The organism is Delftia lacustris (genome assembly GCF_040267515.1).
In the GTDB taxonomy this organism is placed as follows: Bacteria; Pseudomonadota; Gammaproteobacteria; order Burkholderiales; family Burkholderiaceae_C; genus Comamonas; species Comamonas tsuruhatensis.
Genome location: NZ_CP141274.1, coordinates 1,322,889 through 1,346,343, shown reverse-complemented (window position 1 = coordinate 1,346,343; position 23,455 = coordinate 1,322,889). Strand labels below are relative to the sequence as shown.

Annotated in this window: 10 protein-coding genes; 1 reads left to right on the top strand and 9 read right to left on the bottom strand. The window is 61.3% G+C overall.

The window, feature by feature from the left end; genetic code table 11:
- Window positions 1–9: 9 nt before the first annotated feature.
- A complete protein-coding gene (locus U6958_RS07540; RefSeq protein ID WP_083393583.1) occupies window positions 10–1,401 on the top strand; it encodes a LamG domain-containing protein in 1,392 nt (463 codons plus the stop codon).
- 1,178 nt (window positions 1,402–2,579) lie between these two features.
- Here the strand turns inward: U6958_RS07540 and U6958_RS07535 are convergent.
- The 9 genes from U6958_RS07535 to U6958_RS07495 all read right to left on the bottom strand — a co-directional run bounded on the left by U6958_RS07535 (window position 2,580) and on the right by U6958_RS07495 (window position 23,312).
- A complete protein-coding gene (locus tag U6958_RS07535; RefSeq protein WP_143044520.1) occupies window positions 2,580–2,780 on the bottom strand; it encodes a hypothetical protein in 201 nt (66 codons plus the stop codon).
- Window positions 2,781–3,270: 490 nt separating this feature from the next.
- A complete protein-coding gene (locus U6958_RS07530) occupies window positions 3,271–3,579 on the bottom strand; it encodes a hypothetical protein (protein ID WP_143044521.1) in 309 nt (102 codons plus the stop codon).
- A 250-nt stretch (window positions 3,580–3,829) separates the two neighbouring features.
- Entirely contained in the window at window positions 3,830–4,204 is a 375-nt protein-coding gene (locus U6958_RS07525) for an RHS repeat-associated core domain-containing protein (RefSeq protein WP_074921465.1), read from the bottom strand.
- A gap of 543 nt (window positions 4,205–4,747) precedes the next feature.
- Window positions 4,748–5,164, bottom strand: a complete 417-nt coding sequence (locus U6958_RS07520; RefSeq protein WP_143044522.1) for a hypothetical protein — start codon at window positions 5,162–5,164, stop codon at window positions 4,748–4,750.
- Between the two features lie 11 nt (window positions 5,165–5,175).
- Window positions 5,176–9,402 (bottom strand): RHS repeat-associated core domain-containing protein, encoded by a 4,227-nt coding sequence (locus U6958_RS07515; protein WP_167368400.1) that lies wholly within the window; start codon window positions 9,400–9,402, stop codon window positions 5,176–5,178.
- Between the two features lie 109 nt (window positions 9,403–9,511).
- Complete coding sequence (locus tag U6958_RS07510; protein WP_074921468.1) at window positions 9,512–13,996, bottom strand: Ig-like domain-containing protein; 4,485 nt, start codon at window positions 13,994–13,996, stop codon at window positions 9,512–9,514.
- Between the two features lie 13 nt (window positions 13,997–14,009).
- Complete coding sequence (locus U6958_RS07505; protein WP_350337305.1) at window positions 14,010–17,726, bottom strand: hypothetical protein; 3,717 nt, start codon at window positions 17,724–17,726, stop codon at window positions 14,010–14,012.
- A 124-nt stretch (window positions 17,727–17,850) separates the two neighbouring features.
- A complete protein-coding gene (locus U6958_RS07500) occupies window positions 17,851–18,471 on the bottom strand; it encodes a hypothetical protein (protein ID WP_074921470.1) in 621 nt (206 codons plus the stop codon).
- A gap of 326 nt (window positions 18,472–18,797) precedes the next feature.
- Complete coding sequence (locus tag U6958_RS07495) at window positions 18,798–23,312, bottom strand: IPTL-CTERM sorting domain-containing protein (protein WP_083393585.1); 4,515 nt, start codon at window positions 23,310–23,312, stop codon at window positions 18,798–18,800.
- Window positions 23,313–23,455 lie beyond the last annotated feature (143 nt).

Genomic DNA, 23,455 nt, shown 5'->3' with positions numbered 1-23,455 from the left:
TCTGGTGGCATGACTCTGGACGCAGGTAGCAGCAATCCTTCAGTTGCCTCAACAAGCACCAGCATCTTCATTCCAGAGGGGCAACATAGCGCGGATCTTAAAGTTCAAGCCAACAATCTTGGCCTCGCAAAGATCACCGTCAGTCATGTCAGTCTGGGCATTGCGGAGGCTCAGGTTGAAGTGCGAGATATGCCTTTGCTAAGTCTGGCGCCTTCGAGTGCCGTGCTTAATCAAGGCGTTCGCACTGCCATGACTGTGTGTCTGCCGAATCCCGAAGCTCGCGACGTCCCCGTTCAGCTGACAGTGGCAAATCCTTCGGTACTGAATGTCTCTGCATCGGTTGTCTTGCAGGCTGGGCAGCAATGTGCCGGTTTTGATGTGACTGGTCTGGCTGCCGGTGCGACCCGTTTGACCGCTCACGCCGAGAACTTCTCCTCTGTACTCGCAACCCTCGTCGTGCGTGGCGAGACGACAGTGTCGGTGCCGACGGACAAGCGCCTTCTGGTTTCTGCGGCACGGGGAGAGAGCTATTTCAGCCAGCTTTCCGGCCAAGTCGTTTCGTCTTCATCCTCATCTGTTGTCTGGATGCTTGCTGCAGGAACACTGCCGGAAGGGCTGACGCTGAATGCGCAAGGCCTCATCAGCGGCGTGAGTACCGCTGCCAATGGGTACTACAAGTTCGCGGTTCAGGCTTTTGATCCCGACAGCAATGTATTGGAGTCATTTGACGTCGAAATGGGGGTTGGTGCAGTCGTACTGCTGATGCATTTTGACGGCGAGAATTTTGGAACCACCTTTTTCGAAGAGACGGGGAAAAATGTATCCAGAAGCGGTACGGTGCTCACGATGGGGGATGTTAAAAAATTAGGCACTGCGAGCGTGCGCTTTAATGGCAGCGGATCGATGTTGCATGTTCCATATTCGGAAGACATGAATCTCTCCAGCTCGGACTTCACCATTGAGTTTTGGCTGTATTTGCGAGCTTGGAGCGGAACGTCACTGTACGGGACGGTGCTTTCCAAAAGAACCAGCGGAGCCGATCATGACTACAGCATCATCAACAACGATGCAGAAATTGGTTTTCAATATGCCAGTCCAACAGCGGGCAACGCATGGTTTAGCATGGGGCTGCATGATGTGGCACAGAATCAATGGGCTCACTTTGCCGTTTCACGCCTAGGCAATCAGCTCTACAGCTACCGTAATGGAGTAGAGATGAATCGATTGACACTTTCACGTGATTTAAACAACTCAGCCCTCATTACGCAGTTTGGCCAAAGTCTTGGGTATGGCGATTCGTACCTCAACGCCAATGTGGATGAATTGCGCATCACGAAGGGAGTGGCTCGCTACATCGGCGGCTTCACCCCTCCCACCCGGGCGTCGGATTTTCCGCGATGAGATTTATCGCTGGCATTTTCCACATACCCGGTCGCTTCAAAACTGGAGTTGAGCGACTTTCCATTTTTTGATCCAACCTCTTTTTGACGAATTCGCTTAGGGTCAGGTGGCCAAGCAAACCGTGCGGGCGATGATGGTTATAGTCATGCTGCAAGCCTTCAATTTATCCTGCTCATCCTGCATCGTAATGAGTCCCCGTCTCTTAATTGAAATACTGTCCGTAAACCACAGGTTCATCCGAGTGCGGTTGCCGCTGCGCTCAAGCGTGTGCCCAAAGCTCTCGTTCAAGGCCTACCAGGATGAACGACCCGTTGCATCGCTGGCAACCTAGGGCGTGCTCAGGTGGTCGTTGTGCAGGTAGCCGGGATCGCCCGGGCGGGTGAAGGCGCTGGGGCTGGTGTAGTCATGGTTTTTTCCAGGGATCGAACAGCAGGACGGCGCGGTGGATGCCACGGCAACGGATGGGCGTGCGGCGGCAGATCGTTCTGCAAGACTTCGGGATCGGAGGACTTGGCTCTCTCTTGGGGCCGGCTTGTGAGCCGGCGCAACAGCGAACGCGGCGTGGCGCAGTCGTCGGGGGATTCTAGGGTTTGTACTGTAGCTGTGTGGGGAGCGCGGCTTTGGGGGCGGGCAAAGCGGGCGCGCAGCATGTCATCGTCACCCGGCGGCACAGCACTTAAAGGCGCAGGCCACTGTCTGGCAACACAAAGATTACCCACAAACCGACGCCAGAACTCACCACGCCATCCCGCCAAAGTCCTGCATGGGGAGAACATGCAATCCCCCTCCAGAAACAAGCCGACGTCCATATCGTCAAAAACCATATCAATGCACTTTGAGGCGCAGAGGAAAATGACGCGTGGATCGGTCAGAAAAATGTCCCAGAGAGGATGCTGATCCACAGAATCTTTTTTACTCACTGGAATTATTCGACGTTACAGCATGCACAATCAATCTAACAAACCTTGTGGCTTTTATAAATCCTTGGAATAATAATAACAAGAAATATATGTACGAAAAATAGAATCAAAAAATCCAAAAAATAATATTTCGTGACTATAGGATTTTTAATGGAAATAAGTGGCAAAAAGTAACACAATATTAGAGAAACACCTATCAAACCGGAGGCGCCGCGACCATACATCACCCTCCTTATATTCAAAAAACAAGATAGCAAATCAATTGCGATCCCGGAAAAAATCACTACGTATATTAAATAATCCATATTCCAATAATCTCTTTTTCATTTTATCGGAGAATCCTCTGCATATCAATCCTTTTATAAACACCCAACCAGCAGGCCAACTTAAAGAAGCTGCAGATACTTGCGATGTGACAGCACTGGCCATAGGATAGCCAAGTTCAGGCCCGCCTGCCATGATCCAGTTTCTCCAAGAACTTCCTCAATAAGAACTATTGACCTCAATGTGTAACCGTACGAATACTCTTTTGAGCAACCAATCACTCATGAATCAAAGCGCTTGTCAATGCACATGATATAGACCAAATAGTCACAACTGTCCATATCACACAATCCAATCTTCTACCTTTATTTTCTAGTTGAAAAATGAAATTACCAACATTTGAGACATAGTCCCGCTGCTGGTTGTAATGCGCCCCGTCTCTTGATCAAAATACTGCCCCGCGAACCGCAGGTTCATCCGCATGCGGTTGCCGCTGCACTCCAGCGTGTGCCCAAAGCTCTCGCTCAACGCCTGCCAGGATGAACGGCCCGTTGCATCGCTGGCCACCTGAGGGGGGCTCAGGTGGTCGTTGTGCAGGTAGTGGTAGGTTCTGCTGCTGGAGTTCTGGCCGCTGGCAGGGTCGGCTTGCCATTAGATCTCTATATGAATCCTTAGCATCATTGCATTAAATATTATGCCACTCTATTAACTCACCATCATCTATAAGCAATTGCTTAGAAGACTTTTCAGTTGAAATTATATCCAAACAAATAACTTGTGATGCAAAAATCAAAGCATCGCACAATTCCTTTGTACTAATCTCCATTGACTTCCCTCTTGTTTCTTGCCATAGAAAGGCCAGTTTTCCAGCATCACTTTTTGACATGGTTTCAATGTCTTTAAGCGTCCAAATTTCAGAAGGATGAGATCCTTTAGAGATAACTTTGCAACATGCTTCTCCAGTGAAAGGGAAATCATTTAGCGTACTTTCCATCAAAATCTTTCAGTAAACTGGTTTATGATTTTTGCCACAACTTAGGGTTCTAACCGTGGGATTCTGTTCATATTCATGCTGATGCGGATTCGGATGACCGTGCCAATGATCGGTAAAATCTATGTCTCTAAACGATTTCCCATTGCTATCAAGTTCACGAGTTTGGTTGTACCTGCCACGACAACCATCTTTTTGTATGTGGATTACCCTCAGCCTCCGGATCAGGCATTGGTGTTCCGTGTTTTGGGTCTCATGGAAGATCACGGTCGGGAAATCTATTTCCTTCATCGCCCCCTCCATCCGAAAACATCCAATCATTTATCGCACTTACAGCATTCGAACAGGCATTGGCGGCAGCAGTTGCAGCACCCCATGCCAGTGCGGCACATTCCATAGCCGCCTGCGGACTGGTGACAAAAAGCGTCAGAACAATAGGAACAAGCCCATTCGGATCAAAATACGCTAACGGATTGCTATAGCCATACCCATATACCTTGATCCCACCGCACAACCCTATCGGATCACGCTGAACGTAGCGCCCCAAGCCAGGGGCATAGTCCCGATAGTAGTTGTAATGCGTCCCCGTCTCTTCATCAAAATATTGCCCCGCAAACCGCAGGTTCATCCGCGTGCGGTTGCCGCTGCGCTAAAGCGTGTGTCCAAAGCTCTCGCTCATGGCCTGCCACGTTGAGTGCCCTGTCGCATCGCTGGCCACCTGCGGTGAGCTCAGGTGGTCGTTGTGCAGGTAGTGGTAGGTCCTGCTGCTGGAGTTCTGGGCGCTGGCATGATCGGCTTGCCACAGCGGCTCCGTGCCCCAATCCGTGCCGGGCTGCCAACCATCGGTCTTGGTCGTTTTCCCGTTCGCATCCAGCTCCGCCAGCAGTCCCTGAGCGCCATACACGAACCACGTGATTTGGCCACCCTGCTCCGCTCCCAGCGTCTTGCTGATGCACCAGCCAAATTCGCTCCCTTGGACAAATCGATTGCCGCAATCTCATTTCTACTGATCAGACTGATACTGTTATTTCCGGCCATTTTCCTTTTTATATTTCTTCACAATCTCAGTGAAATGATCTATCTTCAATCCATAATAGCATTTTACTCGCAAGCACGATCAAATTTTTACCAACCATTGAATCATGAAATTGACTAATCATATCATTCATCATTAACTGATCGCTACACCACTTTCCGGATCAATGACAATATGCCCACGCTCCGCAAGTATCTTTACAATTATTGGCAGCAGGGCCGATACCTCATCTTCTGGTAAATGTATCCAAGCCAGACATCGACCATTCACATATTCGAGAAATCTTGCCGCTGACTCTTCTGATTCCAAATCATCAGACATAGCATACTCACTGCAAAATTCTCTAAACCGCTCATTGGTTATTTCGCCAGATTCAATAGCCAATTTTAGATTTCGGCAATCAATTGGATCAGGAATTGCACTCATTCCGAGGAATACATCCTTGGGAATACCTTGCTGCCAAATCTCCTTCTGAAGGATATCTTTCCCGTACTCTGGGGGCAGCAATTTCCCTGGAACTGACCAAGCCTCAAGCTCATAAACACGTTTCATTTTCGAAAACCTTACTTCGGATATCTAATCTTTATATTCCTACTTCCGCTAGGACGATGGATATGCAATGTATCCAACCCAGTAGTTGTCGACGGATGAATTCCTGCCACACTGCCGTCCGGCAATGTTTTTTGACCATTGGAACTAGTTTCTCCCGGCAGCGAATCAAAATCACCCTTAGCGCTACCTCCAGGCTTAATATATTGGCCTGGGGTATCCCGTCCCTTGGAGTCTTTTTCGTTATTCAGCCCATTCGTTAGCCCATTAATAGCATTGTCAGCTTTATCCTTATCGGTCTCTTTTCCATCAGAAAACATCCAATCATTTATCGCACTTACAGCATTCGAGCAGACATTGGCAACAGCAGTTGCAGTCGCTCCTATTATGGCTGCGCATGCCATGGCTCCCTGTGGACTGGTAACACAAGGCGTCAGAACAATAGGAACAAGCCCATTCGGATCAGCATACGCTAGCGGATTGCCATAGCCATACCCATAAACATTGATCCCACCGCTCAACCCGATCGGATCACGCTGAATGTAGCGCCCCAAGCCTGGAGCATAGTCCCGCTGCTGGTTGTAATGCGTACCTGTCTCTTCGTCAAAATACTGCCCCGCAAACCGCAGGTTCATCCGCGTACGGTTCCCGCTACGCTCCAGCGTGTGCCCAAAGCTCTCGCTCAAGGCCTGCCAGGTTGAGCGCCCTGTCGCATCGCTGGCGACCTGCGGTGTACTCAGGTGGTCGTTGTGCAGATAGTGGTAGGTCCTGCTGCTGGAGTTCTGGCCGCTGGCATGGTCGGCCTGCCACAGCGGCTCCGTACCCCAATCCGTGCCGGGCTGCCAGCCATAGGTCCTGGCCGTTTTCCCGTTCGCATCCAACTCCGCCAGTAGTCCTTGGGGGCCATACACGAACCACGTGGTTTGGCCACCCTGCCCCGCCCCCACCGTCTTGCTTATACGCCGCCCGAACGGGTCGTACTGATAGCGCGCGATGAGCTGCCCGTCCTGCTCCACGGCAACCCTTCGATCGTTGGCGTCATAGACGTTGGTGGTGACGCTGCCATTGCGCGTGGCGCTCTGGATATGACCCGTGGCGGTGTAGTCATAGCGCACGAGGTCAGTACCCAGGCCCCGCTGAGTCAAGCGGTTGCCGCTGGCGTATTGCCATTCACCGGGCTGGTGCAGGCTGCTGATGCGGTTGTGAACGGCGTCGTAGCCGTATTGCTCCTGGGGCAGGCCCAGGCCAGCCAGGCTGGTGCTGGGGCGCGCCTGGGTCAGGCGGTCCAGTGCGTCGTAGGCGTAATCCACACTACCGTTGACATCGCTGCCCAGTTGCAGCGTCTTGCGTGTGATGCTGCTTTCGGCGTCGTATTGGTAGCCTAGCGTCAGGAGATTGGTGCTGGAGGCTGCCTGGACCTGGATGCCCTGGATTCTGTAGAAGCCGTCGTAGGCAATGCTTCTGCTGGCGCCCGGGTACTGGACCTTGGTGGGCAGCATCCACTGGTAGTCGGCCCATGTGATCTTGTCGGTACTGCCGGGTTGAGTGGCCTCCTTCAGGTGGCCCTTGTCGTAGCTGAAGGCGGCGGCGCTGCTGTCGGGATAGCCCTGGCTGGTTTTGCGGCCATCGGCATCCCAGCCCTGGGCCAGGGTGGCGGTGACGCGGTTGGCGCCGTCGCCATAGATCAGTTGCTCCTGGCTGATGCGGCCCAGGGCGTCACGGTTGTAATCAGCTTGGCTGATGAGCCTGGCACTGCCATCCTTTTGTTCGTAGCCGGCAAGGCGGCCAGCCTTGTCATAGCGGTAGGTGATGCTGCTGCTCAAGCCCGGTTGCCCGGCCTGCGGGCTGGTGCGGGTGAGCAGAGTCAACAGGCCATCGCTGTTGTAGGTGTAGCTGCTGACATCTCCTGCCGCGTTGGTTTTCTTGACCAGAAAGCCCGCGGCATCGTATGCATAGGTGGTTTTGCCACCTTCCGGGCGCATTTCCTCGGTCAGGCGGCCCAACCGGTCGTATTGCCGGGTATGCACGTTGCCGTTGGCATCGGTGACGCGGGTGATCTGATGCAGCAGGTTGTAGGCCATCTGGGTGGCCTGGCCGTTCGCGTCAATGGACTTGACCACACGGCCCAGTGCGTCGTGCTCATAGATGGTTGTCTTGCCGCCCGGGCTGGTGATGGCGGCTGTCTGTCCTGCACTGTCAAGGCTGTAGTGCAGGATCAGGCTTTCGCCGTTGCGTGCCTTGCGGATGATGGAGGTGCGACGCCCCCGCTGGTCATACTGGCCCAACTCGGCAAGGCCGCCTGGGTAATTGATGGCTTGCAGCAGGTTGGCCTGGGGGGTGCCCAGGGCGCCGTATTCGTACTGGGTGCCGTCACCCGCAGGGTTCTTGTAGCTGGCGACGCGGCCCAGGCTGTCATAGCCCAGTTCATGGCGGTTACCTGTGGGCGTGTTCTGCGAAACGATGTCGCCATAGGCGTTGTACTCATAGCGGTAGGCGTGGCCCAAGGCGTTGGTGGCCGTGACCAGGCGGCTTTGGCTGTCATAGGTAGCGACGGTGGCATGGCCTTCGCCATCCATGCTCTGGGTTTCGTTGCCTAGTGCATCGAAGCGGGCCGAGGATGTCAGACCCGAGGGATAGATGGTCTTGATGCGATTGCCATGGCTGTCGTATTCATGGCGTGTGGTGTGGCCCAGGGGGTTGGTGATGCTGGCGATTTGCCCGGTGACGGTGTGTGTGTAGCGCCATGTTCCGCCTTCGGCATCCGTGGCCGTTTGGCGGTTACCGTTGCTGTCGTAGGTATAGGTGGTGACGCTGGCCTGAGCACCTGTGCCCAGGGTCTGCCGGACGATTTGCCCCAGCTCGTCGTACTCCCATGCCGTGATGCGCTCCAGCGCAGTGCCCTGGGCTTCGATGCGCTGTAACGCACGCCCCTTGCTGTCATGCCGCCAGGCGGTGACGGTACCCAGTTCATTGGTATGGCTGGTGGTTTCGCCATGCACGGGATCGTAGGTGTAGCTTTCCTCGCTGCCATCAGAGTAGCGAATCCTCAACGGACGCCGGTTGTAGTCCCAATAGGTGGTGCGGGTGTTGCCGCGCTCGTCCACCAGCCTGTCGGTGTAATTGCCATCCCAACTTCTTTGGAGGATGGTTTTGTCATTGAGGCTGCGACCCGACTCCAGGCCGTCCTTGTCATAGTGGACCACCAAGCGATTGCCACGAGGATCGGTCAGCGTGGCAATGAATTTTCGTGATTCCCTGAGGTATTGCACCGAGCCCGTTGTGGTGCCCTGGCGGTCACTGAAGCTGCCGACACGCCCGCCTCCCCAGTTGGTCTGCAGTTTCTGCGTGGTGCCACTGGTTCCCGTGGGATCCAGGGTGATGCCCAGGTTGCCCAGCGTGAACTGGGCAGCGGGTGCTGGCGCACTGGCGCTGTACTGGGCCGTGACCTTGCCCCCCAGCGGGTCCGTGCGGCTGGTGAGTTGGCCGTTGCCGTCATAGGTGTATGTCCAGCGGTTGCCCCTCGCATCCAGGACTTCGGTCAGGCGCCTGGCGCTGCCCGATCCAGCCCAGGTATAGCGAACGGTACTGCCTGCACGGTCTTCGATGCTGGTGACAAGGCCATCGGCCAAGGTGAGCTTGAAAGCGACCTGCCCATGGTGGTCAAGGATGCGGATGCTGGACGTGCTGTCGTAGCTGAACCGGACCTGAATGCCGTTGAAATCCGCATAGCCCTGAATGCGCCCCTGCGCGTCATAGTCGATGGTGTTGCCACGGCGGTCATACCACTGCCAGCCATCCTGGCCATTGCGGCTGACCTGCCGGATGAAGGTGGGCGCATCCACTCGGTCCTTGGCGATGAACAGGCCCGACTGGCCGCTTCTTTCATACAGCGTGCCTGCGCGCTGGATGGTCTTGGCCTCCCTGCCCAGGGGATCCAGCTCGAAGTCCAGCGGCGCCCATGCGGGGTTGAGCCACCAGCGCCCGAGCGTCCAGGTGCGGGCAATGTCAATGCTTCCGCCCAGTACCTTGACCTGCAGATCGGTGTTGACCTCCCGGTATTCACCGTTGGGCCACTTGATGTACGGATACTCGCTTGCCTGTGCCTGCAGGACTGCCAGGCTCAGCAGGGCCAACGCCCAGGCAAAGATTCGCCCGAAAGTCCAGGACAAGGCCCGCCGCGCTGCGGCGCGCTTGTCTGGATATTGGGCCAGATCAATCAAATGTTTCAGTGCCTTAGTCATTTTTTGCGCTTCCCTTTGGACCGCTGATGGGTCCCCTCTCCAATCCCCTGCGCAGCGTCTTGATGGCTGCGCCCTTGGACCGGCCTGCCGGATGACAGGCCGGCCTATCTCAACTCCCACACGAGGGAGGGCCGGCCGCCCCGGGTCCGTCGTCTCCCGGCGCATTGGGTCCATCTCCTCCTGGCCCGTCTCCTCCTGGCCCGGCGCCGCCAGGACCTTCGCCACCAGGCCCGTTACCACCGGCCCCACCGCCCCCCGCGCCGCCACCGCTGCCACTCGATCCACTGCCACCCGAGCCACTGCCACCGCCGAATCCGCCGCCATGGCCACCCAGCAAGGGGCCGCCGCCCATCCCACCGCCTTGGCCGCCAGCACCTGAACTGCCTCCACGGCCACCCCGCCCTCCTCCAGGGCCACTGCCTTCGGAGCTGCAGCCACCACCAAGGCACCAGGGCGTGCAGCCCTGCGTCAAGCCGATGGGTGTTCCGCCACCACCAGTCCCGCCACTGCCCCAGCCACCAATGCCACCACCCACGCCATGGCCTCCAGTCCCGCCAATCCCTCCGATGCCGGTGTTCCCGCACGCGCCGCCAACGAGCCTGTTGAAAGTGGCCGAGAGCGAGCGCGATTCCTCTTCTCCATTCGCACAGATCCACGCCAACTCCACCATGGCCCACATGGCATAGGCAGCGCAGCTGCCCGCATTGCGCGCATTCACCACGATGCTCTGCACGGCACCCATCTCCGCCGAACGTGCCTGCCTGAAGCCCATGCTGCGCGGGTGCAGCTTGACGGCCGTGATGCGGTAGGGAATGACCACGCGCTGCTTGGCGGCCAGGGTCTTGGGGATGTCCGCCAGGAATTCGTAGCGGTAGTACTCGTCGGACTGCGGCGGTGTGAAGACGACCTTGTCGGCCTGGATCAGGCCGTAGTTGGTCAGCGTCAGCTCGCCCGTGAATTCTTCGCCCACCTGCAGCTCGGGCAGGCTGATGGACAGGGGCTCCAGCAGCACCACGGGGGCCGGTACCTGGGTCTGGAAGGTGGCTTCCAGGGTGATCTGGTACTCGTCCTTGATGGTGGTTTCCGTCACGCTGAAGTCGATGCTGATGGTCTGGTACTGCAGGTGCACGCGCTCCGAGGTGGTGACGCCCGGGCGCACGAAGATGCGGCCCGACCTGTCGGCATGGCGCGGGCCGCTGGCGCGGTAGGTGTAGGTGCCGGGCGGCAGGTCGGTGAGCACGGCCTTGCCCTGCGCGTCCGTAGTGAGGGTGCGCAGATAGGTGAGCACGGCATCGTTTTGCAGGCGTATGCGCACGTTGGCCACGCCCGGTATGGGCTTGCCGCCCGCGTCCAGCGTTTCTGTGAACAGGTCGGTGGCATGGAAGCTCAGCCCGCCCTGCCCGCTTTGCGTGACGGCCACCGAGACGGGTATGGTGCCCGTGCCCTGGTTGCTGGCCGTGATCTGCAGTCGGTAGTTGTAGATGCCGTCGGCCACGTCCTTGCCCGGGCTGGCCGTGACCTGGATGGGCACCTGGGCGCCCACGTCCACGGCGCCGATGTGGCTGGCGCTGGACAGGAAGATCCAGGAAGGCGCGGCCTTGCCATCCTTGTCCACCAGTTGGACCTTCACGTCCTGGGCGGCCACCAGGCCACGGTTGCCGATGGTGATGCTCTCGGTGACCGTCTTTTCCTGCTGTACCCCGGTTTCTATGTAGGTGGGGTTGGCAAACAGCTCGGGCAAGGCCTGCACCAGCCGGTAGTGGATGGTGAAGCTGCCCCGGGGCGTGTCCCCTGTTTCGCTGGCGTAGGCCGTGAGCACGACGGTGCCCGTCTCCCCGGCCGATGCACTGCCCGTGAAGCGGATGACCATGGGCACCGAGGCGCCTGCGGCCACATTGACCGGCGCACCCGGCTCCACGCTGATGCCCGGCGGCAGGCTGCCGCTGGGCTGCTGTGCCGGAACCACGGCCCAGCGCACGCCGGTGGCGCCCGTGCCTGCGCTGGCACGCGCGTTGACCGTGATGCTGGCGGCAAAGCCGCGCGGCGCGGTGAGCTGGTAGCTGGCCAGGTCGAAGCTCAGCCGGTTGATGGTGAAGCGCCCCTGCTCGGTGGTGGTGGTCTCTTCCGGATGGATGACGGAGACGATGTAGGTGCCGTTGTCATTGGCCGTGGGCACGAATTCGTAGCGGTACTGGCCGCTGTCGTCGGTGGCGATGCCTATGCGCCGCTTGAAGCCCGAGATGTCCAGCACCATGCGCAATGCTGCGTTGGGCATGGGCTGTCCGCTGGCGCGTGACACGGCGGCACCGGCTATGACGACGCGCTGCGCGCCGTACGAGACCGCCGGGCTGACGGAGCTGACCGTGCCCGTGTAGGGCGTCTTGGGCTGCTCAGGCTCGGGCGGCTTGTTGTTCACGATGACGGAGCGCGTGGCTTCACCGGTCTTGCCTGCCTTGCTGGTGGCCACGGCCCTGAGCGTGAAGGCACCGTTGGCCACGCCCGACGTATCCCACTGCATGCTGTACGGAGCCTGCGTGGCCGAGCCGATCAGGCTGCCGTTGGCGAAGAAATCGACCTTGGCAATGCCGTCCGGTGCCGAGGCGGCGACACCGACGGCCGTGCTGCCGACCACGATGGCATCCTGGCCGGGCACGGTGAAGTTCACCGTCGGAGCCGCGATGGCATACGTCACGGCAACCGCCGCGCTCCTGGGACTGGTGCCGCGCGCATTGCTGGCCGTCGCTTCGATGCGGTGCGCGCCTTCGGCTGGCAGGGTCAGGCTGCCGGAGAAGCTGCCATTGGCTGGCACGGCCATCGGGCTGCCCACGGCCTGGCCGCCCAGATACAGCTGCACCTGCGAGCCCGCCATGGCCGTGCCGGAGACGGCCAGTTGCGGCGTGGACACCTGTGCGTTGTTGACGGGCTGCGCAATGACCGGGGCAGGTGGTGCGCTGAGACTGAGCGTGAACGGTATGTCCAGCACGGCCGCAATGCCGTCCGAGTCGGTGGCGGTGATGCTGAACCGATGCGCGCCATTGGGCAGTTGTGCAAAGTCGATGAACTGGCTGTGGTTGAAAGGGCTGGTGTTGCCACCGCTGCGCTCGAAGATCTGCAGGCCGTTGATGGTGGCCTTGACGTTGGCAATGCCGATGGGGCTTTGCGCGGACACGGCCAATTCGCCCGGCGCGGAGATGGTCGCATCGGGCACAAGCGCCGCGCCTGCCAAAGTGGCGGTGATGACCGGACCTTGACCTCCCTTTTTCTGCACCTGCACGGGGCGCGTTGCCGTGTTGCTCAGGCCTATGCCATTGGTGGCCCTGGCCTGCAGGGTGTAGTTGCCGTTGCGCACGGCAGCCAGCGCCCAGGTGGTCTGGAAAGGTGCTTCGGTCAGCAGGGCCAGGCGCTGGCCATCCACCAGGATTTCCACCTGCTGCACGCCTTCAGGATCGGCCACGTTGATGGCGATGGTCGTGTCCTGCTCCAGCACGGCACCAGCGGCTGGCTGGGCGAACTGCACCAAAGGACCTTCAGGTGCGTAGGCAATGGGTTGTGCCAGCGAGAACTGGTTGATACCGCCCTGTGCCGTGCGGAACTGCACATGGATCATCTTGTCCCCCGCCCCCATGGACAGCGTGTAGCTTGCCAGCATGGGATGGCCGGTCATGCTCTGCCATGCAGCACTGTCGAACTGATCGCTTTCCTGCAGGCGGAACTGCGCGGCCTGCGGGCAGTCAAGGCGCAACTGCACGGCACGCACGCGCGTGGCATAGCCTTGCGTGGGAACGATGGTGCAGGCCAGTACGGGCTCGGCCGTCAAGTAGGCGCCATAGTCCACGCCCGTGCTGACCGCATTGCCCTGCCCTGCCGGATTGCCCACGGCATCTCGCGGACCACTGGCGTGGCCCCACCAGTTGCCCTGGGCCTGGACGATGCTGGCCGGGCTGGTGTTGCGTATGCCGAACTGGCTGTTGCCCGAGATATCTGATTCACCAACGGCCGGCGTGGCGCCCTGCTCTGCCAGCAATCCCACGCCGTTGCCAGCGATGCGCGAACGCATGATGCGGGGACTGCCGCTGCCGACCACCCGGATTCCCACGGCGTTGTCCGTGAACTGCAGCCGTTCGAAGCCGTAGCCTGCACCCGCCAGTACCAGAGCGGCACCACCTGCCATGTGGCCGGGCAAGCCGTCCGTGCCTCCGGCATAGCGAACGGCCAGGCCGTCCAGCTTCAGGCTGGCGGGAGCGGCTTCAGGCGCCACCAGCACGCCCAGCCAGTCACCGGCCTGTGGCGCCCGGGACTGTGGCCCCTGCGCCTGCACCGGGCCCAGTTGCGCGTCGTCGTGGCTGCTGGTCAGCACCACGGAAGATCCCGTTTGCAGGCCGCTGCGCACGCTGATGCCGGCGCCCTGGCCGAATTTGACGATCACGCCATCGGCAATGGTCAGTTGGGCCGTATCGGCTGCGATGGCCGTGCTCATGCCCAGGACGACGGCCAATGCCGCCACGGACCGCCGCTGCAGCACTGTCAGCGGGTTGAGCCAGCCGGGCTCCGACAGGACGGAGCGGGCATGTTGGAAAAATCGGGAGCGTTGCATGGTCGTCTCCTTCTTATGGATTCACCGTGATCGACGCACTGGTGGCAGGCGTGAACCCGGGCGAGCTGGCCGTGATCTGGGTGGTACCGGGGGCGACGGCCGTGAAGGTGGCGTAGGTAGAACTACCAGTGTTGGCGTTCCAGGTCACGGTGTCTGTGACGTTGCCTATGGAAGGAACGGAACTGGTGAAGGTGATGGTCAGGGGATTTGACGGATATTGGCTTGTTGACCAATAGGCCCCGGGTACTTCGGCAGACACATAGATGGAATTCGCTTTCTGCCCGGCTTTCAACGAAGCCGGAACTGACTGCAGACGCAACGTCGGTGCCACTGTTTCCACGTTGATATAGATGGAATCCATCCCCGCAGCGGAAGCTTCGATCTGCGTGGAGCCCAACTCCAGGCCTCCCACGTTGATGTAGGCCCGGCTCTGTCCCGCAGGAATCGTCACCGTCGCTGGCGTCTCGCAGATCTCCGCCGCCACACAGCGCAGGTTCACCGTCACCGCATCAGCTCCGTTGCTGACCACACCGTTGACCAGCCGCTCCACATACAACTCGTCCGAGACGCTGTACAGCCCCTTGCCTACGATCAGCTTGCTTCCTCCATACCTCGTGAGCCTCAGCGCCTGGCTGGCAGCCACCACGGTCTGCACATTCGACTTGCTCTCAACAAGGCCTTGCACCTGCGCTTGCACCCTGTAGGTTCCCGCTGAAACAGGGCGTTCCACGTAGACCCAGCCCGTGCCCCTCTGCCCTCGATCGATCACCATCTGCGAGATCAGGCTACCCCCATTGGCAGCAGAGTAGATGCCTGTGACCACACCAGCCGGGTCCTGATCCCCCAGGCCCACCTGTACCGTCATCGGCTTGATCGCATATTGACTTTCTGACCAGTACGCGCCGGGTACGCTCAGCACCACATAGAAGTTGTCCCTCAGACTGACCGTAGACCGCTGTCCATCCAGGCCTTCAAACCGCATCTGCGGCAAGATGACTTCCACCGGCATGGGTGCAGCAGCCGTCGCCCCTTCCGCAGAGGCCTCGATCTGCGTGGAGCCCAACTCCAGGCCTCCCACATTGATGTAGGCCCGGCTCTGTCCCGCAGGAATCGTCACCGTCGCTGGCGTCTCGCAGATCTCCGCCGCCACACAGCGCAGGTTCACCGTCACCGCATCAGCTCCGTTGCTGACCACACCGTTGACCAGCCGCTCCACATACAACTCGTCCGAGACGCTGTACAGCCCCTTGCCTACGATCAGCTTGCTTCCTCCATACCTCGTGAGCCTCAGCGCCTGGCTGGCAGCCACCACGGTCTGCACATTCGACTTGCTCTCAACAAGGCCTTGCACCTGCGCTTGCACCCTGTAGGTTCCCGCTGAAACAGGGCGTTCCACGTAGACCCAGCCCGTGCCCCTCTGCCCTCGATCGATCACCATCTGCGAGATCAGGCTACCCCCATTGGCAGCAGAGTAGATGCCTGTGACCACACCAGCCGGGTCCTGGTCCCCCAGGCCCACCTGTACCGTCATCGGCTTGATCGCATATTGACTTTCTGACCAGTACGCGCCGGGTACGCTCAGCACCACATAGAAGTTGTCCCTCAGACTGACCGTAGACCGCTGTCCATCCAGGCCTTCAAACCGCATCTGCGGCAAGATGACTTCCACCGGCATGGGTGCAGCAGCCGTCGCCCCCTCCGCAGAGGCCTCGATCTGCGTGGAGCCCAACTCCAGGCCTCCCACATTGATGTAGGCCCGGCTCTGTCCCGCAGGAATCGTCACCGTCGCTGGCGTCTCACAGATCTCCTCCGCCACACAGCGCAGGTTCACCGTCACCGCATCAGCTCCGTTGCTGACCACACCGTTGACCAGCCGCTCCACATACAACTCGTCCGAGACGCTGTACAGCCCCTTGCCTACGATCAGCTTGCTTCCTCCATACCTCGTGAGCCTCAGCGCGAACTTCGCCTTCACATCCACCTTCATCGCCTTGGCGATCAAGCCTGGAGATGCGAAATCCAGCACTGTCTGCCCCACAGCCAGCGCTTTGACGGTGATCGGCGTCGTCCCATAGATCTGTCCCTGGGGAATGAACACCTCGGCAGGGCTCACGCCGGCAACCGCCGGATCACGGCTGATCACAGACACCGTGACGCCGCCTTGTGGAGCCGCCTTGCTCAACTGCACACGCAGGACCCTGGTCAGTTCCTCATTCATCACCAGGTCGGCAGCTGGGTCAGTATTGAGGCTGATGGCATCCACGCGCAGCATGGCCTGCGCCGGCTGATAGCCGGCAGCAGTGGCTGTGATACGGGTCATGCCCAGGGTCTGGCCTGCCACCGTGAAGGCTGCCTTGCTCTGCCCCGCAGGGATATGCACAGACGCAGGTACCTGCGCCAACCCTGATTGCTCCAGCACGAGGCTGACGGCCAACCCTTCCGTGGGAGCTGGCTCAGTGGTTTCGATGGTCACGCTGGCCTGCGCACCAGGCGCCACGATGACGCTGGCCGGCAGCACCAGTGCCTTGCCACGCACGGAGACCGTGGCCAGCGCACTGGCATGGCCTTCGGCCTGGGCTGTCAGCCGGCTGCTGCCATCGGCAAGGCCCATCACTTCGAAGCTGGCGCCTTGTTGCCCGGCCGGGACCAGCACGGACGATGGGACAGAGAGCACGTTGGCGTCGGAGTTGCCCAACTGCACGTTCACACCACCGACGGGTGCCGGCGCGGGCAACGACACGGTCATGGGATACGGCCGGTTGACACCGACCGTGGGGCTGCCGGGGACAAGGCCCAGCGAGGGCAGGTTGACGACTTCGATCTGCGTTTCGGCCAAGCCCAGCGTGGCGTGGCTTGCGGTGATGCGGGTGGCGCCCAGGGTGCTGGCCTGTACCTCCAGGTCCGCGCTGGTCTGCCCCGGCGCAACGGTGACCCGCGACACGGCAGATGCCACCGAGGGCACGCTGCTGGTGATGTCCACTACCACGCCTTGTGCAGGTGCAGGCGCGTTGAGCGAGACCCTCAGCATGGCGACCACGCCGGGACTGAGCCGAAGCCTGGCGGGCTCGATGGACAAGGGCGCCTGACCTATCTGGATGAGGCCCTGCTGCACCAGGTAGGGAATGCCGACCATGCCCCAGATGACTTGGGAGCGAATAGTGCCCGAGGGGACTGTTATCGCGTTCAGCGAATTGCCCTTGGCTGAGTTGCCTTTGCCGGCCGGCGAGGACGCAAGATCAATGCCGATGGCCGGGCCGCTGTGGTGATTGAAGGCCGTGTTGTTGATGGAAGGGGCAGCGTTCTCGATGACCATGCCGCTGCCGTATTCGATGGTGACGTGGTCCAGCAGCGTCTGGCCGCTGCGCGTGCCGGCCGTCATGCGCCATTGCCGCCAATCCCCGGGCGCAGGGGTTGTGGCGGCCGAGGTGATGAGGATGGGCTTGTCAGGTGTGCCCACGGCTTGCAACGCACCTTTCCTGAGCAGGAAACTGGCGCCGGGGGCCATGCGCAGGGTCACACCCGGCTCGATGGTGAGCGTTGCATCGCCATCGAGCACCACGTCGCCCTGCATCAGGTAAGGCGACTGGCTGGCACGCAATATCGTTGGGCTGGAGATGGTGCCGCTCAACGTGGTCTGGGCCCAGGCGGGAGAGACCAGCAGCAATGCCAGCGCAAGACAGGCAGCCAGCCATGCCTTCACCACGCCTGCCATGCGGGCCAGCGCGGTCACGGCCAGGACCTGCCAACGCAAAGGATTCGCCCTTCTGCACACACCCACAGACCCATCCGTTCGCACGCTGTACTGCATCGCCACTTCTCCCCCAATACTTGACTCGTTCAATCGTTGTGCTTGCTCAAAACCGCCCGCATGCCGCCTGAAGCCGGTGGCCTGCCGTTGTTCCGATGGCCTGCATGCTCGCCACCTGGGCCTGATAGGCCTGCCAGCCGCCCAGCAGCCAGTACACGGGCACTGCGTCAGGCCGCTCACCCAAAGAGGCCCGTTGCGCGGCCAATCGGGCACGCAGCTCAGGCTCCGTCGAAGCGTCGGCTATGACCACCAAAGCCCGGGATGCGGGGCCCCCTGACTGGTCGCTTCGTGCCTTGCCACTGGCCATGGCGTTCAGTTGGATGGCCAGATCGTGCGTGGCGACCAGACGGTGCGTTTGTTGTTCGTCAACGGGTGACTGCACAGCCGGCGCTGCATCCAGGGCCTTGCTGAGGGAAAGCACCGTCCATGCAATGCCTTGTCCCAGGCTGGCGATCCAGTCGCTGGCGGACAGGTCCTGCAGCCTGGCCGATGCCGTGGGATGCAGGGCCACCGCCGCGCCGCCCAGCAAGGCCTTCACACGGCCAAAGCCCTGGCTGCGCAATTGCCGGCATGCCGAGTCAAGGTCCGCATGGTCCAGCCCGGTGCCCAGCAGGATGACTTCCTCCTGCATCAGAAAGCGCTTGCCTTGCAGCTGCGGCAAATCCATCTGCAGGGCCTGCGCGACGGGGGTAGCGCGTCTGTGCTGCGCCGGCCGAACGTCGACGAGCAAGGCCGCCTGTGCGCCAGGGGAAACAAGGCGCTGCCGCCACTCGGCCGGACTCATCCAGCAGGAAGGGGTCAACGCCAGAGGCGGCAGCTGACGGGGCCACGTCACAGGGGACTCGGCTGCCCTTGCGTCCCGTACGGCATGCGCGTCTGCCCGACAGGACTGCGGCTCGGCATCGGTCTGCGCCCGCAATGGTGCAGCCACCAGGACGGCTGCGCACACCGCCATTGCATGCGCCAGGCCAGCGCCCGGAAAACGGAGCAACTTCATGCATCCATCCCCGCGCCTGCACGTGCGGCGCGTCGGCGCCTGTGCTGCAGGCAGGCGCCCAAGGCCATGAGGGCGGACAACAGGGCCAGGCCCGCCGCCTCCAGGCCAGGCACCGCCGTCAACTGATCCTCAGGCAACGGCCCAGACTGAATAACGGGGCCGCCCGGGTCCTTGATGACGCCATTGGCCTGCAGGTCGTCGTCGCCCAACTGGCCATCGGTGATGGTGTAGCTGATGCGGTTGCCGTTGATCGACAGGTTCCTGGGCGCGTACCAGATGCTGCGGCCCTTCGAATAGGGCGTGGGCCCGAACTTCAGGTAGCTGCTGATGCCGAACAGGTTGGGCCACTCGGTGGTGACGGTGACCGTGCTTCCGACGTCGCAGCCGGTGAGTTCGTAGTCGAACACACCATGAGGGAAGAGCAGCACGTTGAACAGCGGCAGCCAGCCCTCGGGCTTGCGTACGGCCGTCTCGTCCGGGTTGAAGCGGCAGCTGGCGCCTCCGCCCGCCACCGAGGCTTTCAGCGTGCCGGAGCCGCTGGGTGTGGGCAGGGCCACATCCTTGCCGCCCACAGGCGCGGCCTGGTTTTGCAGGGACACGCGCAAGGCTTCGCCCACACCGGCTGCCGTCACGCGCATCTCGAATGCGCCCGCCAGCCCATTGGCACGAAGCCCGGGCGAAGCGGCAACGCCTGCTGCATCGGTGACGGCCTGCGCTGCGAGCGTGCCGCCGTCAAACATGGCGCTCGCTCCGCTATCCGGCAGCGCAAACACCACGGCGTGGCCGGCCACGGCGGCGCCCTTCGCATCGGTGACCTTGACACGTACGGGTGCCGCATAGGCCGTCCCCACGGTGGCCGTCTGCCCGTCCCCTGCCAGCTTGACAATGCGCAGCACGGGCGCCGTGCCATCCAGGTTGCCCAGCGTGAAGCGCACGCCGCCAGGCAAGGCCTCGACGCCGGCGGATACGGTGAAGCTGCCCGCAGTGCCCGTGGCGGTGAGCGCCGGGCTGCGTGCCAGGCCCTGTGCGTCGGTGAGCACGCGCGCCTGGCGGCTGCCGCCGGCAAAGCGTGCGGAGGCCCCGCTGGCGGGAGCGTCGAATGTGACTTCCTGCCCCGCCACCGGGTTGCCGTCAGCCGTCTGCAGGCGCACCTGCAGCGGCAGCGCAAACGGCTGCTCCAGCCTGGCGGACTGCAGGTCGCCGGACACGATGGAAAGCGTCCAATCCCGCGCGGCCTCCTCCTGCCACTGGGCAGCGACCAGGCCTATCCACTGCGCCAGCGATTGCAGGGCCATATTCCGGGTACCGTGGGATGGCAGCGCCCTCAACAGGGGCTGGGCCTGCACCAGGGCCGAGAGGGCCTGGGCCGGCTTTTGCTGCTCCATGGCGACCCGAGCCTGGCCCAGCAATGCCTCGACGGCCTGCCGCTGGTCTGCCGTGGCCTGCGCCAGCGCAGCCACTGCAGCCCGGGTGTTAGCGGCGGCTTGAGGTTCTGCGATGACGGTGACCGGCTGCGACCAGCTGTCCACCAGCGACTTGTCGCCGGCCTTGCGCAACTGCGTCTCGACCGTGGTGGCCAGCGAGGTGCCGGGCAGGTCCAGCCAGGCCTGCACCTGCAACTCGGCCTGGGAGGCGGGCTCCAGGGTCCACCTGACCCGATCACCGTCGACCACGGCCTGCGGCGAGGAGGAACGCAGCTTCATGCCACTGGCCAGGGTCATGGCCTGCTCCAGCGCAACGGCTTGCGTGCTGCGGTTGGCAATGCTGGTTCTGACGCGCACGGCGGATTGCGCCAGCATGGGCTCGGACACAGGCGGAACCAGGGCAGTGAAGCGCGTCTTGGTCCAGTCTTTCCACGAAGCCGCAACCGCGCCTTGCGCCAGGGCATCGAAGCCGATCACCAGAACCTGGCCCTTGCCGTGGGCCACGCCCAACGCAGCGGTCTGCCCTGTGCCATAGCGGGCCAGTTCCGAGCCTGCACCCTCGTTCTGCAACGCCCACGCCCGGCCTTGCAGCGCCAGCGCCGCATCGCCCAAGCCTGCATCGCCCAGGTGCACAGAGACGCCCGCAGGCAATGGCTGGCCTGAGCGGCTGCCGCCCCAGACGTCGGCCAAGGTGTCCGGCAACGCGCCCGGTGCGCCATCGATGACCAGCGAGGCACCGCGGTAGACGGCGGCCCGCACTTCCTCCATCTGGGAAGCGGCCAGGTCGTCCACCGATCCATGGAGCCAGAGCGCGCTGAAGTCGCCGGCACGCAAGGCCTTGCGGAGCTCACCTGGCGTGACCGCCAACTGCACCGAGCCATCGGCCTGCGCCAGCAGATCCTGCAGAGCCTGGCGCTTGCCGTCCGTGCAAGCGGTATCGGCGCCGCATGCGGCATAGGCCAGCACACGCAGGCCCTGGTCCAGGGTCTGCGAAGCGGCCACGAAGGCCTCCTGCTCGCGCCTGAGCAGGGTACTGGCCGCGTTGTTGCCGGTGACGGGGTCGCGGGTGGCCGCGCCGATGCGCGCGGCCAGCAGGAATTCCCTGGCCGTGGAGCCTGCTGCAGGACGCACCTGCAGCACCAGGGTGGGGGCGGAGTCCTTAGCCATGTCGCCCAGGGTCCAGCGGCCCTGCGAATAGCTGCCCGCCGATGCCGACTGGCTGGCGATCTCCAGCCCCTGGGGCAGGTCCACATGGACGACGGTGGCCGCTGCCATGGCCGGCCCGGCATTGCGTGCCGTGATGGTGACCGTGGAGCCACCGTCGCGCGCCATGGTGGCCGGTGCCGCCGTCACGCTGATGCCAGTGTCCGCTTCCGGTTCGGGATCTGGCCCGGTCGCCTTGGCGGAGCGCTTTGCAAACAGATAGCCCGCAGCCGCCGTACCGGTGGCCAGATCAATGCCCGATATGCGTCCCGGTGCGGACTGACCGCCCGCCGTGCCCGCAAGCGCAGCGCCATCGACCAGCCCCTCGCTGACGGCAGCCGACAGCGCATAGCTGCCCTGCAGCAGTCCATCGAATCGGAATTGGCCCTGGGCATCGGTGTGGGCAGTGGCCAGCACCGACTCCCCGGTGCCTGCCCGCGTGCCGGTGAGCTTGATTTCGAGCACGGGGATGGCGGGCTCGCCTGCATCGCGCAGCCCGTTGGCATTGCGGTCCTCGAAGGCCGCGCCGGCAATGCTGGCCTGTGCCTCGCCAGCGACCAGACCGATGGTGTAGCGGCCCGTGGTGTTCACGTCGAACAGGTTCAGGTAATAGCTCCAGCTCAGGTCCTCGTTGCGCTGCCTGGACAGCCAGACGTTTTCGCCAGGAACAACGTAGCCGTCGGAGCGGACCACCTGCAGGGGAAGACGGGTGCCCCTGGAGGGATCGGGCACGCGCGCATAGGCCATGCCATTGGCCACGGGATTGAACTGCAGGCTGGCGGTGGCACCGGAGGGCACGAATTGGGCGGATCGGCTTTGATCGCTGACCTCGGTATCCACGCCATCGGATTCATAGACGCGGTAGACATCTCCATCCAGGGCCAGAAAATCGCGGACCTTGTCGCGTCCCGGAAGATCGACACGCACATCCTGGACCAATTGATGGGTATTGACGGTCTTGATCAGGGACGTCAGGGCACCGCCCAGCGAATCCGCATGGGTGAATCCGGCCGTGAATTCGACAAATTTGCCGGCCAGGCTGGACACCATGTTCCAGCGCCCATGCAGGGACGATCCCGGCGTGATGTCGCCAAAGTCGAGCAGCAGGCTTTTGCCTGCTGGCGCATCGTTGACATAGCCGCTCAGAATCTGGAACTTGACAAGCAGCCCTTGCCGGTTTTCGACAATGCGGGGCTGCGCGGTATCGATCTTGGTCTTGTACGAAGTGCCGCCACCACTGTTCTTGATGCGCACGCCCAGCGTGAAGGGGTCGGAAGGCTCGACCTCGGGTGTGAAGGCATCATCACCCGGAACATCACGGGGCAGGAAGTAGTCAAGCACCAGTTCAGGCTGGGGCCGCACGACGATGGACTCTGGTGCCACCTCCACGGTGTCGGTCTTGCCATCCAGCGTGTAGGTGACCCTGGCGCCTATGTAGTAGACCGCACCCTGGGGATCGCGGCCGCCCGTGCCGGCTGCGGGAATGATCAGCCATCGGACATTGGCGACGGCCTTGGGAGCGATGGTGCCGCCCTGCAGGGAAGTGATGCCCTCGACCCCATCCGTGCGGTAGAAAAAGCGGGCTCCGGAGGCTGCGGGATCCGTGGTGGCGATCACCGTCTGGTTGTTCGCATCCAGGAACTGCAGCGTGATGCTGACGTTCTCCAGCTTTTGGTCCGCCAGGCCATTGGTGATCACCATCCTGGCGTCAAATGCCTGGCGCTCCAGCGAGAGTTTTTGCTCTATGACAATCTTGACTTCGGCACATACTGCATCGGCGGCCTGTGCAAAGGCAATGCCGATGGTTCCTGCAATCGCAAACACCGCGCCAACCAATAGCAGCAGCCATCTGGGCGCAATCCTCCCCGAGTCTTTCCACTCCATAGCCCCTCCGTCCCCGCTCTATTCATTGGGCCGCGATTGTATTGAATTTCCTCATCCGTATCAAATCGTGACTTGAAAAATAATTAGCAAGCCAATTTAAATAAGACTTGTCCCATTTTCAAATGGCGCAACAAAAAATTTGA

Bases quoted from the DNA above. Each gene is read 5' to 3' on its own strand.
- U6958_RS07540 (WP_083393583.1), top strand. From the start codon at position 10: ATGACTCTGGACGCAGGTAGCAGCAATCCTTCAGTTGCCTCAACAAGC.
- U6958_RS07535 (WP_143044520.1), bottom strand. From the start codon at position 2,780: ATGGCAGGCGGGCCTGAACTTGGCTATCCTATGGCCAGTGCTGTCACA.
- U6958_RS07530 (WP_143044521.1), bottom strand. From the start codon at position 3,579: ATGGAAAGTACGCTAAATGATTTCCCTTTCACTGGAGAAGCATGTTGC.
- U6958_RS07525 (WP_074921465.1), bottom strand. From the start codon at position 4,204: ATGAACCTGCGGTTTGCGGGGCAATATTTTGATGAAGAGACGGGGACG.
- U6958_RS07520 (WP_143044522.1), bottom strand. From the start codon at position 5,164: ATGAAACGTGTTTATGAGCTTGAGGCTTGGTCAGTTCCAGGGAAATTG.
- U6958_RS07515 (WP_167368400.1), bottom strand. From the start codon at position 9,402: ATGACTAAGGCACTGAAACATTTGATTGATCTGGCCCAATATCCAGAC.
- U6958_RS07510 (WP_074921468.1), bottom strand. From the start codon at position 13,996: ATGCAACGCTCCCGATTTTTCCAACATGCCCGCTCCGTCCTGTCGGAG.
- U6958_RS07500 (WP_074921470.1), bottom strand. From the start codon at position 18,471: ATGGATTTGCCGCAGCTGCAAGGCAAGCGCTTTCTGATGCAGGAGGAA.
- U6958_RS07495 (WP_083393585.1), bottom strand. From the start codon at position 23,312: ATGGAGTGGAAAGACTCGGGGAGGATTGCGCCCAGATGGCTGCTGCTA.